Below are 14766 nucleotides of genomic sequence, written 5' to 3'. Positions count from 1 at the left end.
CGCGCTTGGGAAGCGGGCATTGGCGAAGGTTGGAACGGGAAAGGCCGAAGCGGCGGCGCCCCGCGCTCCCCGAGCCCCGCTCAGGCCCCGACGAGGCTGGATCGCCAGTCGGCGTCCTGCGGTTCGGCAATTCCGAGCAATCGCGAATAGGTCTGCCCCCAACGCTGCGCCACGACAGCCGGGGTGAAACGGGCGCGGACGAGGTCACTCGCCGCCTGGGACATGGCTTGCCATTCCTGCTGGGACTGGCCGAACGCCTCTTTCAGGCTAATCGCGATTTCATCGGGATCGGTCCCGCAATCCATTGCCGCACCAGCATCATAGCCTTCGGGAAGGTGGCAATGGCGAGACATAAGGGTAGGAGTTCCCTGCGCCCAGGCTTCGATGATCGCCATCGGCAGCCCCTCGCTATGGGAAGGCAACGCAAGAAAACGCGCCGCCCCGATCAGCGCAGTTTTTTCAGGCCCGAATTGCGGCCCAAGGAAGGCGATATCCCCCAGATCATCGGCGGCAATCTGCTCGCGCAATTGCGCCACGTCTTCCTCTGCACCCCAGCCGGCGATCTCAAGGCGCGCCCCCAGGGGTTGCAGCACCGGCCGGGCGCGGCGCCAGCCTTCGATCAGTGCGCCGATATTCTTCTTCGGATGAATCCGGCCAAGATAGAGCGCGCGCGGAGCACGGTGTTCTTCGCCCCCCGCCAGTTCCACCGCATTGGGAATAATCTCGCTATCGTCCCGCCCGGTGATCGCCCTTATATCGTTTGCCTCGTCGATGGTCAGCGCATGGAAGCAGCTCGCCCGGCGCCAGCTGGCGCGCTCATAGGCCAGCATCGCGATGGATTTCTTCAGCTTGCCGCGCGAGACGATCCAGGGGTCGAGCATGCCATGCGGTGAAATGACATAGGGCTTGCCCGTGCGGGCCGCCCAGCTGCTCGCAGCATGGGAAGGATACATCCAGATACCATGAAGATGCAGCAGATCGAGCCGGGCATCCAGCAGCGCCTGCACCAGAGCGGGCGCATAAGCGATCGAACGCGGCGCGGCGCGGCGGACGATCACGATCTCGGTATCCCCCAGGCGCCTGTGATCCTCCCCGCCTTCGGCCTGATCCAGCGCGATGATGACCGGCGTGAACCCCAGACCGCGCAAGGTCTCGCAATGCGCGACAATAGCCTCGAACACGCCGCCGGCGGCGCGGCTCGCACTGGTGGTGAGAAGGCCGATACGGGGACCAGACATTTCCTGCAAATTCCTAATCATTGCGCAGGCAGCGCATTTTCCGTGCCGGAACAGAGCAGCTATGGATTATTCATCCGTTCATTACAACGCTTTGACGGACCGCTCACGAATTGACCGATGGTTCAGTCACTCCGGTGTGTTATGAGCCGAAGCCAGATGTTTGACCGCAGCGAGATTAACCGACCGTGATCAGAAACCCGCGAGCCGCAGCGAATTATCGCAGGGAACTGCCAAGGCGAGGAGGCCACTCCTCGTTCCGCCTTGATATGCGGTTTGCTTTCTATTTTCTCTATTATCTTCTCACGGCCCTAACCGCCCGCGATTTCAAAGTAGTCATACTTACATTTCCGATGTTCGCTGCAATTCTGTTTGCGACACGCTTCACCTCATCCAAACGCATTGACTATATCGACGCAGTCTCCATCATATATTTCATCGCTTTCGTGATAGTTCCCTTGCAGAAGGTTGAAGACTGGGCCTTTCCAACAAGCTTGATGAGCCGCGGTTTTCCATACCCGGAATATTATTTTATAATAGTTTCTGCGCTTGCATTGTTTTCATACATTACACTGACCTTCTTCATGAGAAGGTCAGTGGCGCCGATAAATAAAGTAGCGCTTTATACGCCGCCAGCGCCCGCTCTCATATTTGTCGGGATTGGAGTTTTCCTGACGCTCGTTGCGATTGCAGCCTCGGGCTCGGTCGGGAATTTGCTCGCCTCGCGCTATGCACGAGAATCGACTGATGTAGGCTTCATCGTCCCTATTACGATTGCTGCCCTTTCAATAAATGCAACCTTTACTGTAGTTCGAAAAGATCCGAACCCTATCCGCAAAGCCGGAACAATCCTGATTGCTTGCGCCTGCCTGCTGTTTGTCTGCAACCCGCTTAATACAGCCAGGTTCTTCCTTCTGGGAGCATGGATTCCAGTTCTTGCGACATTGGCGCCGGTCATACTCAACCCCTTTTGGTTCTATCTTGCCATTCCTTTTACGTTCCTTTTCGTGCTGCCGGTTCTCAACATCACCACGCGCTTTAGCACTGACCGGTTTTCCCAAATCCAGGACCTCTTTGCGAGCAAGAGTGCCATTTTCGAGATTTCCTATTTCGACCTTCTGGAAGCGGGCTGCGACGCCATTCGCTATGTCGAACGATATGGCCATGAAAATGGGGGCTTGTTCGTCTCGACCGTTCTGTCGTTCTTCCCCCGCTCCCTCTGGCCCGGCAAGCCCATCAACAGCGGCCTTCTGGTCGGCTATATGAATGACGCTGAGGGCCTTGGAAATACAAACCTTGCCGTTCCATGGTTTATGGATGGCTATATGGACTTTGGCATAATCGGAGGACTGGTCTATGCCTTCCTTCTAGCGATTACGTTTGGATATGTAAGAAAGAATATCACAAAGACGATCAATGGCATTGACGTCTTTTTCCTTCTGTTTCTGGCAAACATAGCAATCATTACGCGAGGGACCCTCGCGGTAACTTACATTCTAATTCTTTTCCAGACGCTGTTCCTGCTGGCATATCAAGGGGCGTTCGCTCGCGCACCCGGCAGGGCTCCTCGCTCGCGAATGCCGCGCCCTGCCCAAAATGGGGGACGCAGCCCCGCTCCTGCTCGAAGGGCACCGCCAGTTTGAAGGTGCCCGGCCAGTTCACCGCCGAGCAGTTCAGTCGCTCGTTCCTTGCGTCCGGCTGAAGAAACTGAGGCCCGGATCGAGCGCCCGGACCGGTTCTGCCGGAACGCCGCTATAGAGCATATGCGTTTGCGAATGGTTCTTGTGCAGCGTTGAGCCCGCGCCAAGGGCACAATAATCCGGCAGGGCCGAGCCCTTCAACAGGATCGAGCCGGTGCCCACCATACTATAGGCTCCGATCCTGACCGGCGCGCTCGACTGGTTGGAAGTCCGCATGTCGATACCGTGAGTAAGGATCTGGTTGCGGTTGCCCGCCACCAGCGCAAACCGCCCCACCGTCACCCGGTCCGTGCAATCGATCAGGTTGCGATTGACGATCGTGGCATGCTCTTCAAGATGAAGCATCGGATGGCGATCCGGGAAATCGCGGAAATAGCGCGCGCCCCCCAATGGAAAGCCCGAGATCCAGTTCATGCTGCCCAGAATGGCATGGGCATCGAGCCTGATCTCCTCCATTCCGTGACCGAAAGTGAGGCTGCCGATCCTGCTATGCTCCGCCATCCGCAGCTTGCGGGGCAGAAGTACCGATTTGCCGATCCGCGCCGTAGGGTGAATATCAAAGCCAAAGACCTTGACGAGCAGCCGGCGCCTCAGGGCCCAGGGCAGGACCATGATCGCGAGCTGGAAGGCAATCTTCAGGCTTCTCATTTCGGTGTCTTCTTCCCCAATACGCTGGCGAACAGCAATATTCCCAATATGGCGGCCACGATTTCGCCCGCGAACAGCCCGGACAGGCCGGCCTCCTGCACCAGCGCCAGCCCGACCAGCAATCCTGCGGCGGTGGAAATCGAGGAACAGACGAACAGCGCATTATACCTGCCCATTGCCGCCACCCCCTGCCCCAGCCCCAGCAGGACGGCGCTGGTGGCAACGGTGACCGAGAACAAGGCGAGATACCAGCCCACGTCAACCGATGCCGAATGATCGATACGGGTCAGCACAAGGCCGCAAACCATGATGCCTGCGGTCATTACAAGGGCCAGCAAGGTGCCCAGCCGCTGCGCCTTCGCCACGACGGCAAGCGGCCGCTGCACATCCCCGGCCAGTTGCTGCACCAGCGCAGGGAACTCGATCCGCCGGATGAAGCCGATCAATTGCGCCGCTGCGGCAATGATCTGCTTCACATAGACCAGCAGCGCCGTCGGCCCCATGCCGAGCCAGGTGGAGCTTATCAGCAACTGGATACGGAAATTAAGCTGCCCCGGCAGTGTATTGCCCAGCAGAGCCACACCGTCTCGCGCCGAGGCCGCTATGCCCGCCCAACCCGGCCTTTCGAAGCGCAGGGGCCAGCCCGCCACCCTCAGGGCCGCGAACTGCACCACCACCGTCAGCAAATATCCGGCAGTGAAGGCCACGCCCAGAATAGTGCCCGCGACAGATGCGGAAGAGCCCCCGATCAGCAACAGCCCCACTGCGGAAGCGATGAAGGCAATGGATCCCGAAACGCCGCTGATGCCGCTGAGCTTCAGCCCGTCGAGAAAACCTGCAGCATTGATGGACCAGATCAGGAAGGCCGGGGCCGCCCAGAGAGCATAATGGAACGAGAAATCGTCCATGAACCCGGCGATGCCCGCAATCGCAATTCCGCCGATCACCATCGCCGCCAGAAACGCGCGAAACACGCTGACTTCCCAGAACTTCCGCCACATCGTGTGTTCAAAGCCCGCGCGGCCGCTTTCGGCTTCGGGCGCGAGCGAGGCATGCCGTGCCAGGGCGACAAGCCCACCGGCATCGACCAGCAGGATGCCCAGCATCGCAAAGGAAAAATGGGTGCCAAACGAGGCGAGCGTCGTCAGATCGCCCTTCGCCACGAGCCAGGTTTGCGCAAGGAAGATCGAGCCTTGCCCAAAGCCGTAACCGGCGATCAGCAAGACAAGATTGAGCATGCGGGCCGCGCCGGCCGATTTGCCATACAGGCGTTTCAACATTGAATTCGCCTAATCGCCCTGACTTGCTGCACCCAGCCTGTGGCCGGTCAGCTGTTCCAGCCGCTCCAGCCGTTCCCCGGCGGAACTGCAGCCCCGCAGCACCAGATCGAATTCATAGACCTTGGCGCCAACCAGAAAGCGATACCAGAACCCTTGCAGGAAATGGTAGATCAGTCCGGGCATTCCGTCGAGAAATCCCAACTGGATGAAATAGCGATAGAGGAAGTAGCCGAGCGAGGAGAGCGGAAAGGGGATCGCATTGTAGATCCGTTCCTTGACGAAACGCTTGAATGCCGCCTGCCTCGATGCGCTCTCTCCGGTGAGGGAGCCATCGGTGGTGAACAGCCCATATCGCCGGTTCAGCACTTCGATCGCCTCGCGCGTGGCATAGGCGTTATGCTTGGCGGTGAAATATCCGATGTCGTGGAGGTTATGATCGGCAAAGCCGCCATCCAGCACGATCGTCCGCCCGCCGGAGACAACCACATGCTCGTCCATCCAGCGATCTTCCACTCGCCCATGGCCTCGCCGCCAGAGCCGCAGCATCAGCAGGGGGTAACGCCCGCCATGGCGAATCCAGCGATCGAGGAAGATGTGTTTGCGCTTGAGGTTGATGCCCACCACATCGCCCGGCAGCGTCGGCAAGGTGGCGCTTATGGTCGCCGCAAGGTCCGGCTCGATAATCTCGTCCGCATCCAGGCGCATGATCCAGTCGGAAGCTATCTCGCCATTGTCGAGCGCCCAGTTGAACTGCCGCGCCTGATTATCGAACTTGCGCTGGAGAACCCGCGCGCCCGCGGCTTGAGCGATCTCCACCGTCCGGTCCGTTGAATGGGAATCCACCACGAGCACATCGTCCGCGAAAGACGCGACCGAGCGAAGCGCACGTTCAAGGTGCAATTCCTCATTATAGGTGAGGACGACGACGGTAATGCTCATGCGGGCACGACGTCCGCAGCCGCATGGCCGGAGGCGAAGTCCAGCACTTCGCTCGTCTCCCGCCGGGGAGAGGCTGCCGCCTTGAGATCATGCGCTTGCGCCGTGCCGATAGCGATCATCATGACGAGGCGCTGATCACCGGGGATGCCCCCAGCCGCCTTGATCCGCCGTTCCGTACTGTGGCGGATGGCGAGGTTGAGCGGGCAGGTAACGGCACCATGGGCCTGCGCCGCAAGCATCAGCGTCATGGCGAAGAGCGAACCGTCGACATAGCCCTGATTGCGCTGCTGCGCCCCGCCCCAGGCGGCGAGATCGAACGCCACCACGAACAGGCCCGGCACATCGTCGAGAAAACCGGCGGAACCGCCCTGCAATGCCAGCAATTCCCTGACCTTGGCGGGATCATCGTAATAATGCAGGCGCGTTGCCTGCCGATTGCACTGCGAAGGCGCGGTCTGCGCAAGATGCACGATATCGGCGATCTTGCCCCGGTCCAGGGGGGCCTTTTCGAACATGCGGCAACTGAAGCGGTTGAGCAGCAGCCCGGCAGGTTCTGGGGCAACCGCCGGCTTGCCTTCGGGGAAGAAGCGCAAACCGCCCGTGCCCCCCGCTGCGGATGCGGCCTTCCGTTCGGCAAGAAATGCCTCGATGGCATCGAGCAAAGGGTCAGCCAGGCCCAGATCCCGGTGCCGTTGTAGATAGGTTTCCAGCGCCCCGACAGCCATGGTGACCGGAATCTCGTCCGATCCGATGCCATAGGAACGGACCATCCGCATGATGTGATTTATCTTCTCGCGTCCGAACAGATGCCGGGGATTGGCGAGGGAGAGGCCCTTCTCGATCGCATGGGTCTCGATCATGATCTTGTAGAAGGCCTTCTTGCGGCCCTTCTGCATGGGCGAAATACCGCAATAGCGGGCATAAAGGGCCATATCCTGCGCATATTCCGTGATGAACAGCGACAGTTTGCCGATCTGGGCAGGAATGTTGGAGAGTTTCATCTCGAAGCGAATCCTAATCTTCCTGCGCGGCAGGGGGTGAAATACCGGGAACTTCCGCCGGACCGATCTCCCGCTGCCGGATGGGCCGGCAGGGATTGCCCGCACAGACGGTCCATGGCGGCAAGTCCTTGGTCACCAGGGAACGCGCGCCGACAACCACGCCTTCTCCAATCGAAACGCCGGGCATCACCATCGATTCCGCGGCGATCCACACATGGTCTCCGATATCTATCGGTTCGGTTACAAGCGGGCGGCTGAGCGAATTTATGTCATGCGAACCGGTGCAAAGGAAACTGCGCTGGCTCACTGCCACCTTGGAGCCGATCCTGATCCTGTTCATGGAATAGCAGTCCACGTGATCGCCCAGAACGGAGAGCGTTCCCATTTCGAGATTCCAGGGTGCCCACACGAAACAGGTCGGCGCGATGCGGCAGCCGGGGCCGATCTTCGCCCCGAACAGGCGCAGCAGCGTCCGGCGCCAGCCATGCAAAGCCCAGCGCGGCGTGGGGCGGAAGGCCAGAAGCCAGACCAGTTCCCACACCAACCGCAGCAGCAGCATCCGCCGGGGTTGCAGGTTCCGATATTTGAACTCGGCGAAATCCCGGTTCATGCGGCCATGCTCTTTCGCAATTCGCGGTCGAGATAGTCCCGGCCGTCCAGTTGCAGGCGCCTCAGGCGTTCGTTCACTTCTTCCCATTCGATCGGTTCGGCAAAGCGGCGTTGAGCCATGGCAAGATCGCCATTCTCGATGAAACGATCCTGCAGGCCCAGTTCGCCCAACAGATTGAGCGCCCTTTCATTGAGAGCGGCGCGTTTGCCGGGCAAACCGGCCACCAGGAAGGGCTTTTGCAGGAGAATACTGAAAACCGTTCCATGAAAGGAATTTGTCACAACATAGGCCGCGCGATCGACCAGGGCCACCCATTCGGCAGGCGAAGGATAAACGGTCTGGCCGATTTCCTTCCACCGGCGATGGGCGTTGTAGGGCGACAGAATGGGCGCGCCCAGTTCCTTGCCGACCCAATCGGTCACTTCCCGAATCCCGCCTGCACTGCGCAGCGCGTAACAGAAGACATGCCCCTGCGGCCCGTCCGCCTGGCGCGAAAGCGCTGCAAAATCGCCAAGCAGCAAAGTGGGATCGGGCACGCAGGCGATTTCCCGCCCGGTCAGTTCCCGAACGATGGCCGCGCCGCTTGCCTCGCGGCAGGAAATACCGTCGAGCCCGGCCAGCATCCGGCGCAATTCGTCCCGATATTCGGGCGCGACAGTCGCCTTGCCGAAGCTGGGCGCATAGGAAATCCGCCGCGTGCCCTCCGGCACGGCGAAATCCGCGAAATAGACACGATCCAGCCCATGCTGTTCCGAGGCGGACCAGACCTGATCGCTGCCCAGCACGATCAGATCATAGGGTACAGGCATGGCCGCCAGATGGGCCTCCACTTCTGCCAGATCGCGCAGCGGGGCACCTGTCAGCCCCAGTTCCCCACGCCGGAAATCCGCGAATGCTTCGGCCTGCCCCTTATTGCCGAACAGACGCTCCCTGAGGGAGGTCAGCTTCAGATAGGCGATCTTCGCATTGGCCTTCAGCGCGCGCGGGTCCAGCAGGCGGCTGAATGATCCGCCCGCCTCCACATGGCTGGGATGGTAATTGATGAATTCGACCGTGTGGCCCAATCCGGCAAGCCAGCTACGCAGGCCATAGGCCTGGAGCAAAGCCCCGAAATTTTCGCTGAAATGGAAGGTGAGAATGCCGATCCGCAGCTTCGTTCCTGGCATCTGGACCATTTCCTTAAGGCTTGATTCGGAAGCAGATTTATTTCCGGCAGAGGGATTCATGAAAGCCTTTCAGAACACCGCTGCCCACGACGCGGCTGAACGGTCCATATCGGTCAGCCGACGTCGGGGCAACGCTCGAGAGATCAGGTCAAGTCGTCATCATTAACCATCGGAATCACGCCGTTGCGGATGCGCGAGGCAAGCAGCGGGATGACCCTGGCGGTTTCGGTAGCGATACGATGCGCAAGATATTGATGGCCGAATACCGAAGGGTGAACGCCGTCGGTTCCCCGCACAAGATCGGCATTGCCGTCACCCGCCGTGGCCCCCACCCTTCCGGACCCGAAGATCCAGGGATCGGCAGTCACGGAATTTCCGCAGGTTTCGATGAATGCGCAGTTCTGCGGATATTTGGCGGCGGCCGCCTTCTTGGCCCGTTGCATGGTTTGCATGGCCGTTCCGGCAGCTTCCGTGCTTGTCACCGAAAGAGGGCCGGTCATGAAGATCAGCGTATCGGGATTGTCCGCCAGATAGATCTCGATCCATTGTTCGACCAGCGCCCGATAAGAAGCTTCGCTGCCATAATAGGGGGCATCATTCCGTCCGCCGATTTCCCAGACGACATCATAGTTCTTCTCCGAAAGATCATACGTCGCCTGTTCTAGAAAAGTCGATCTTGTACCACTGCTGTCCGAAATAAACCCGCAACCGCCTAGGCTGGTGATCCAGAGATCGGGTATCCCTGTCAACGTCTTGAGGATTTCCCCCATGTTGCCATGCCGGGCCGTGCGGGAATCCGCGCTGTCTGAAAAGGTGGAAGGCATGCTGTCTCCACACAACGCCGCCCGGATCGGCACGGCCTGCGGCCAGGGCTCCACCGTATAACCTGCCGGCACCCGCACCCCGCCGAAGCGCGTGATGGTGCTGGAAAGCTCGATCTGCTTCAGGCCCGTTCCGGCAAATTCTGTGCCGGTGAAATCGAACAGAAACCATCGGTCAAAACCGCTGGCATCACCGTTAAGGGCCGCCACGCCATACATGCCATCCTGCAGATATTTCCCGTTCACCTTGATCCGGAAACCGAGGTAGTTTTGGACAAGCACCTCGAATTTGTTCGCCCATGTTGCAAAGCGGACGATCCCACCTGCCGTACTGGCGCCGCTGGCGGAAGGATCGGAGCCATTACCGAAGTGGAACGAAACCGGCTGGCGTTTGGTAGCGTTATACCACTCCCAATTCCCACCACAAAAACTGTAGTGGTGCGGAAAGTCCGAGGCAGCAGAGCTATTCGAAAAACCGTAGGTCACCCCACTGGCGATCTGGGTCGATGTCGCGCGATTCTCGGCAATCGGCACGTTGATGAGGCCCGGCAGCCCCCGAGGCAAATTCTGCGCGATGGATTTCGCCAACAGATCGAGCGCCCCAAGGCGGCGGTTTTCCCGGCGTTCGCGAGCGATGCCACCCCGCGCGATAAAGTCGAGCGCGCTCATTGGGCCACCTCATAATCCAGCGAGCCGGAAGCCAGAACGACGTCGAGATAATAGGTTGCCCCCTGCTGGCTCTCTTCCGCCACAGGCTCGCAAGCGTTGGTGGTGAACTTGCCCCAGTTGATCCCGGCAGCGGTCAAGGCGAGCTTGGTTGTGCCTCCGTCAACGGAGCGCTTCACCTGCACTCTGCCGCTCCAGCTTCCTGACAAAGTCAGCCAGATCGGACGACCGAGATCGGGCGTGAACGGGCCCACAATCATGCTGGAAGACGCGGTCCCGGCGAGCGGAGTGCTGACAGCGGCACCGAATGCGGCAGTAACCGGCAGCGGCGTATCTGGCCCAACAGCAACCGAATCCTCACCAGACGGCCAGGCGAGAGCAGTGAAAGGGATGTATGCGGCAGGCGCGAGTGAGGGAGGTAGGTCAGTCATGAAGTTCTCCTTTGTCGGATCGGTAATCGATCCGGGAACATGAGAACCAAATTTGCCCGGTGTAGGAAAATGAAATAACCATTCAGGTTATAATCTAAGTATTTCCCCTGATTTCTCCATGAAGCCACGCAGGATCGCATTCCGGCTCCAGCGCTGCTCCGCCCGTTCGCGGGCAGCCTTTCCGAGCCGGGCGGCACTTTCCGGATCGTCCACCAACCTGGCGATTGCATCGGCGAATGCCGCCGCGTCGCCCGGCGGAGTGACTGTGCCGACACCGTCCACCTCGTCCGCCAGCCCCGTGCCGGGGTCGGCAGTGGCCACCACCGGGCGGCCCGAAGCGAGCATGTTCGTCAGCTTGGAAGGCAGCACCAGATCGGCCGCGCCCGCCAGCTGGGGCAAAAGATGCACCGTAGCCATGCCCAGCAATTCGCCCAGCCGCTCCCGCGGTTGCAGATCGTGCAGGCGCACATTGGGCAGCGCGGCGGCTTCGGCTTCCAGCCGCGCCCTGTTCGGGCCTTCCCCACAGATCACGAAGGTCAGATCCTCGCGCGACTGCAACAGCCGCGCGGCCTCGATCACCAGTTCGATCCCCTGCTTGTTGGCGATATTGCCGGAATAGAGCGCGACATGCGGCGTGGTGATGTTCCATTCCCGGCGATAGGCCGATTGCCCCGCCAGCGGCGTAATCCCGTCAATATCGGCCCAGTTGCGCAGCTGGAACACGCGATCGGGCCGAACGCCCTTTTCGAGCAGCCGCGCACACATCTGCGGAGAGATGGAGCTTACCACGTCGAAGGATTGCAGCACCCAGCGTTCGAACCCGCGCGCCATCCTTGCGCCCAGCCCGCTGCCATCGACCAGCCCCGTGGCCGCCGCCGCCTCCACCTCGAAATCCTGGATGTGCAACCAGGAGCGCGCACCGCATAGTTTTGCCGCCAGCAGCGCCACCGGCGCGGCGATCAGCGAAGGGGCAGTGGTCATCACCAGATCGGGCCGCTTGCGGGCGCCCCGCATCATCGGCAGCAGGCTGGATGCGGCGAAGCTGACATGGTGGACGATCCGGCACAGGCCCGTGGGATGGGCCGGCACATAGAGCGGACAGCGGGTAATCCGCACACCATGCTCCACACTGCGCCGCCACAGCCCGCCAAAACCCGGCCAGACCCGCCATTGCGGGTAATAGGGCTTGGCGGCCACGACTTCGGCCTCATGGCCTTCCTCGGCCCAGCAACGCAGCATCTCACCGCTATAGAGACCGATGCCGATCTCTTCCGGGGCGTAATTCAGCCCGAGAAACAACAGGCGCATGGTCAGGCGTATTCAGCAAGGAAACTGCGATAGGTCGTGGCAATGCCATCGCGCAATTCAATCGCCGGTTTCCAGCCAAGGCCCAGCAGCTTGCCCGAATCCATCAGCTTGCGCGGTGTGCCGTCGGGCTTGGAAGGATCGGTCACGATCTCGCCCTCGAAACCCACAATCTCGCAGACCAGCCGGGTCAGTTCGAGAATCGAGATTTCCTGGCCGGAACCGATGTTCACATGGCCGGCATCGGAATAGTTCTTCATCAGGAACACGCAGGCATCGGCGCAATCGTCCACATGCAGGAATTCGCGCAGCGGGCTGCCCGTGCCCCATACCTGCACCGTGCTGTCCCCCGCGACCTTGGCGGCATGGGCCTTGCGGATCAGGGCCGGCAGCACATGGCTGGATTGCAGGTCGAAATTGTCGCCGGGGCCATAGAGGTTGGTCGGCATGCCCGAGATGAAATCGCTGCCATGCTGCTTGCGATAGGCTTCGCACAGCTTGATCCCCGCGATCTTGGCGATGGCATACCATTCATTGGTCGGCTCGAGCGGGCCGGTCAGCAGCGCATCTTCGCGCATCGGCTGCGGGGCCATGCGCGGATAGATGCAGGACGAGCCGAGGAACATCAGCTTTTCCACCCCGGTGCGGTAGGCCGCCTCGATGATGTTCGCCTCGATCATCAGATTGTCGTAGAGAAAATCCGCCGGATAGGTGTCATTCGCCAGAATGCCCCCCACCTTCGCCGCGGCGAGGAACACGGCATCCGGTTTTTCCGCTGCGAACCAGGCGCGGACCGCAGCCTGGTCCTTCAGATCCATCACATCGCGCCCTGCGGTGAGTATCTCGCAATTCTCGGAAGCAAGCCGCCGGACAATGGCCGATCCGACCATGCCCCTGTGCCCGGCTACGAATACACGCTTTGTCTCGAGAGAGAATTCACCCTTCACGCCCTGGCCCCGTCCTTCTGCTGCAAAAATATATTGAAAACCGTCCCCATCTGCGGGGGAGCAAGCCGCCAGGCGAACTGGACAGCCCGCATCGCCAGTGCCGAACGCTGCACATAAGGCGGCTCTGGATTGGTCACGTAAGAATAATTGTCCCACCTGTCCGGCGGAAAGGCGCGAATAAGGCGCCCCATGGTGTTGAGCTTATAGGTGGTCGGGAAAATGTCCCGTTCCGTGCGGCCCGGCTGGAGCTTGGCCAGAAGGCTCGAATGTGCGCGGTTGGGCACGAGATTGGTAGCGAGCCCGACCATTCCCCAGCGATTGGGAGTGCGGGCACAGAACCAACCGCCCGGTTTGAGAACCCGCCCGATTTCCGCGGCGAATTCTTCCGGATTGGCCACATGCTCCAGCACCCAGTCCGACACGATCAGATCGAAAGTGTGGTCCGCAAAAGGGTAGGGTTCGCCGATGCAAATGATATGAGCCTCATCCAGGCAAGGGTTGGATAGAACCGCCTCGTCCACATCGATGCCGATGACTTTTGCCACCTTCCCTTTGATCGTGGCCAGCTTCGTCCGGTAGGAACCGGGCTCCCTCACCAGTTGAGCACCCCGCCCGGCCCCAAGATCGAGAACCGTGAAACTCGGGTCGAGCAGGGCGTTGACACGCGTATAGAAGCTCACTGTCCCATCGACGCGGGAGAAACCCCCTGCGCCGACTTCGGGGTAAAAATGGGAAAGATTCGAAGATACCGAACCGGATTTCATAGCAATCCTCCCTTTCATGACAGTGCGTCAGATACAGCGTGTCAGCTACAACCTATCAGGCCCCCTTCGAAATCGGAGCGTCGCGCATCACCTCAAGATCGGCGAGCACCATTTCCCGAGCGAGGTCGCGAACGGAAGTGTCATGCTTCCAACCGAGCTTCTGATGCGCCTTGGCGGGATCGCCGATCAGCAGTTCCACCTCGGTCGGGCGGAAATAGCGCGGATCGATCTCCACCAGAACCTTGCCGGTCTTCTGGCAGATGCCCTTTTCATCGACGCCGGAACCCGTGAAATCGATGGGAATGCCGGCATCTTCGAACGACCAGCGCACGAATTCGCGCACTTCGGTGGTCTCGCCGGTGGCGAGGACGTAATCGTCAGGCTCGTCCTGTTGCAGCATCAGCCACATCCCGCGAACATATTCCCTGGCATGACCCCAGTCGCGCCGGGCATCGAGATTGCCGAGATAGAGCTTTTCCTGGCGCCCAAGGGAAATCGCCGCGGCCGCCCGCGTGATCTTGCGGGTGACGAAGGTTTCGCCGCGCAGCGGGCTCTCATGGTTGAACAGGATGCCGTTGGAAGCATGCATACCATAAGCTTCGCGGTAATTCACGGTAATCCAGTAGGCATAGAGCTTGGCCGCGGCATAGGGACTGCGCGGATAGAAAGGCGTGGTTTCACGCTGGGGAACTTCCTGCACCAGCCCGTAAAGCTCGGATGTGGAGGCCTGATAGAAGCGGGTCTTCTTCTCCATGCCCAGGATGCGGATCGCCTCCAGCAGGCGCAACGTGCCGATGCCGTCCGCATTCGCGGTATATTCCGGCGTCTCGAAGCTTACCTGCACATGGCTCTGCGCCGCGAGGTTATAGATCTCGTCCGGCTGGGTTTCCTGCACGATACGGATCAGATTGGTCGCATCGGTGAGATCGCCATAGTGGAGATGGAACCGCGCGTTCTCGATATGGGGATCTTCGTAGATTTCCTCGATTCGGCCAGTGTTGAACGAGGATGAACGGCGCTTCACACCGTGAACGACATAGCCTTTTTCAAGCAGCAGCGAAGCAAGATACGCACCGTCCTGACCCGTGACCCCCGTTACCAAGGCAACCTTAGCACTTCCCACTCGCATCATCCTTTACTGCCGAAACCCATGAAGACCATGTGCCAACCTATGCTGCAATGCGCAACAATTACGATGATTTCGTGAACATCCGCAGCAAAGGTTCGCTGGAGCGTAACCTCAATAAAACATT

At 60.1% G+C, this 14766-nt stretch carries 14 protein-coding genes; 1 reads left to right on the top strand and 13 read right to left on the bottom strand.

Annotated features, from left to right (window positions below; all coding sequences use genetic code 11):
- Window positions 1-80: 80 nt before the first annotated feature.
- Complete coding sequence (locus tag H0274_RS11225) at window positions 81-1238, bottom strand: glycosyltransferase (RefSeq protein ID WP_226795526.1); 1158 nt, start codon at window positions 1236-1238, stop codon at window positions 81-83.
- Window positions 1239-1504: 266 nt separating this feature from the next.
- On the opposite strand from H0274_RS11225, the gene H0274_RS11220 reads away from it, so the two are divergent.
- Window positions 1505-2878 carry a hypothetical protein gene (locus tag H0274_RS11220; RefSeq protein WP_226795525.1) on the top strand — a complete coding sequence of 458 codons (1374 nt, stop codon included), beginning with the start codon at window positions 1505-1507 and terminating at the stop codon, window positions 2876-2878.
- Window positions 2879-2908: 30 nt separating this feature from the next.
- On the opposite strand, the gene H0274_RS11215 is transcribed toward H0274_RS11220, so the two are convergent.
- The 12 genes from H0274_RS11215 to gmd all read right to left on the bottom strand — a co-directional run bounded on the left by H0274_RS11215 (window position 2909) and on the right by gmd (window position 14636).
- Window positions 2909-3583 carry an acyltransferase gene (locus H0274_RS11215; protein WP_226795524.1) on the bottom strand — a complete coding sequence of 225 codons (675 nt, stop codon included), beginning with the start codon at window positions 3581-3583 and terminating at the stop codon, window positions 2909-2911.
- Entirely contained in the window at window positions 3580-4863 is a 1284-nt protein-coding gene (locus tag H0274_RS11210; RefSeq protein WP_226795523.1) for an MATE family efflux transporter, read from the bottom strand. The genes H0274_RS11215 and H0274_RS11210 overlap by 4 nt, the downstream gene beginning before the upstream one ends.
- A 9-nt stretch (window positions 4864-4872) precedes the next feature.
- On the bottom strand, window positions 4873-5802 hold the full coding sequence (locus tag H0274_RS11205; RefSeq protein WP_226795522.1) for a glycosyltransferase family 2 protein: 930 nt from the start codon (window positions 5800-5802) through the stop codon (window positions 4873-4875).
- A complete protein-coding gene (locus H0274_RS11200; RefSeq protein ID WP_226795521.1) occupies window positions 5799-6803 on the bottom strand; it encodes a nitroreductase family protein in 1005 nt (334 codons plus the stop codon). Before H0274_RS11200 ends, H0274_RS11205 begins: the two co-directional genes overlap by 4 nt.
- A 13-nt stretch (window positions 6804-6816) precedes the next feature.
- Window positions 6817-7413, bottom strand: coding sequence for an LbetaH domain-containing protein (locus tag H0274_RS11195; RefSeq protein ID WP_226795520.1), 597 nt, complete (start codon window positions 7411-7413; stop codon window positions 6817-6819).
- Window positions 7410-8579, bottom strand: a complete 1170-nt coding sequence (locus tag H0274_RS11190; RefSeq protein WP_226795519.1) for a polysaccharide pyruvyl transferase family protein — start codon at window positions 8577-8579, stop codon at window positions 7410-7412. Before H0274_RS11190 ends, H0274_RS11195 begins: the two co-directional genes overlap by 4 nt.
- 143 nt (window positions 8580-8722) lie before the next feature.
- Window positions 8723-9988: a hypothetical protein gene (locus H0274_RS11185; protein WP_226795518.1), complete on the bottom strand. Its 1266-nt coding sequence runs from the start codon at window positions 9986-9988 to the stop codon at window positions 8723-8725.
- A gap of 77 nt (window positions 9989-10065) precedes the next feature.
- The gene (locus H0274_RS11180; RefSeq protein WP_226795517.1) at window positions 10066-10497 is read right to left on the bottom strand and encodes a hypothetical protein; all 432 of its coding nucleotides are present in this window, start codon (window positions 10495-10497) and stop codon (window positions 10066-10068) included.
- 87 nt (window positions 10498-10584) lie between these two features.
- Window positions 10585-11805, bottom strand: coding sequence for a WcaI family glycosyltransferase (locus H0274_RS11175; RefSeq protein WP_226795516.1), 1221 nt, complete (start codon window positions 11803-11805; stop codon window positions 10585-10587).
- Between the two features lie 2 nt (window positions 11806-11807).
- Complete coding sequence (gene fcl / locus H0274_RS11170) at window positions 11808-12749, bottom strand: GDP-L-fucose synthase (RefSeq protein ID WP_226795515.1); 942 nt, start codon at window positions 12747-12749, stop codon at window positions 11808-11810.
- Window positions 12746-13513, bottom strand: coding sequence for a class I SAM-dependent methyltransferase (locus tag H0274_RS11165; protein ID WP_226795514.1), 768 nt, complete (start codon window positions 13511-13513; stop codon window positions 12746-12748). The genes fcl and H0274_RS11165 overlap by 4 nt, the downstream gene beginning before the upstream one ends.
- Before the next feature lie 55 nt (window positions 13514-13568).
- Window positions 13569-14636 carry a GDP-mannose 4,6-dehydratase gene (gmd, locus tag H0274_RS11160; protein ID WP_226795513.1) on the bottom strand — a complete coding sequence of 356 codons (1068 nt, stop codon included), beginning with the start codon at window positions 14634-14636 and terminating at the stop codon, window positions 13569-13571.
- Between the last annotated feature and the right edge of the window lie 130 nt (window positions 14637-14766).

It is taken from the genome of Fulverythrobacter ferritrahens (assembly GCF_020539485.1).
GTDB lineage: Bacteria > Pseudomonadota > Alphaproteobacteria > Sphingomonadales > Sphingomonadaceae > Andeanibacterium > Andeanibacterium ferritrahens.
The sequence above is the reverse complement of the archived record's forward strand: the minus strand, read 5'-3'. Positions and strand labels throughout refer to the sequence as shown.

What these genes read in the sequence shown, in the direction of transcription:
- H0274_RS11225 (WP_226795526.1), bottom strand. Translation starts at nt 1,238, where the DNA reads ATGTCTGGTCCCCGTATCGGCCTTCTCACCACCAGTGCGAGCCGCGCC.
- H0274_RS11220 (WP_226795525.1), top strand. Translation starts at nt 1,505, where the DNA reads ATGCGGTTTGCTTTCTATTTTCTCTATTATCTTCTCACGGCCCTAACC.
- H0274_RS11215 (WP_226795524.1), bottom strand. Translation starts at nt 3,583, where the DNA reads ATGAGAAGCCTGAAGATTGCCTTCCAGCTCGCGATCATGGTCCTGCCC.
- H0274_RS11210 (WP_226795523.1), bottom strand. Translation starts at nt 4,863, where the DNA reads ATGTTGAAACGCCTGTATGGCAAATCGGCCGGCGCGGCCCGCATGCTC.
- H0274_RS11205 (WP_226795522.1), bottom strand. Translation starts at nt 5,802, where the DNA reads ATGAGCATTACCGTCGTCGTCCTCACCTATAATGAGGAATTGCACCTT.
- H0274_RS11200 (WP_226795521.1), bottom strand. Translation starts at nt 6,803, where the DNA reads ATGAAACTCTCCAACATTCCTGCCCAGATCGGCAAACTGTCGCTGTTC.
- H0274_RS11195 (WP_226795520.1), bottom strand. Translation starts at nt 7,413, where the DNA reads ATGAACCGGGATTTCGCCGAGTTCAAATATCGGAACCTGCAACCCCGG.
- H0274_RS11190 (WP_226795519.1), bottom strand. Translation starts at nt 8,579, where the DNA reads ATGCCAGGAACGAAGCTGCGGATCGGCATTCTCACCTTCCATTTCAGC.
- H0274_RS11180 (WP_226795517.1), bottom strand. Translation starts at nt 10,497, where the DNA reads ATGACTGACCTACCTCCCTCACTCGCGCCTGCCGCATACATCCCTTTC.
- H0274_RS11175 (WP_226795516.1), bottom strand. Translation starts at nt 11,805, where the DNA reads ATGCGCCTGTTGTTTCTCGGGCTGAATTACGCCCCGGAAGAGATCGGC.
- H0274_RS11165 (WP_226795514.1), bottom strand. Translation starts at nt 13,513, where the DNA reads ATGAAATCCGGTTCGGTATCTTCGAATCTTTCCCATTTTTACCCCGAA.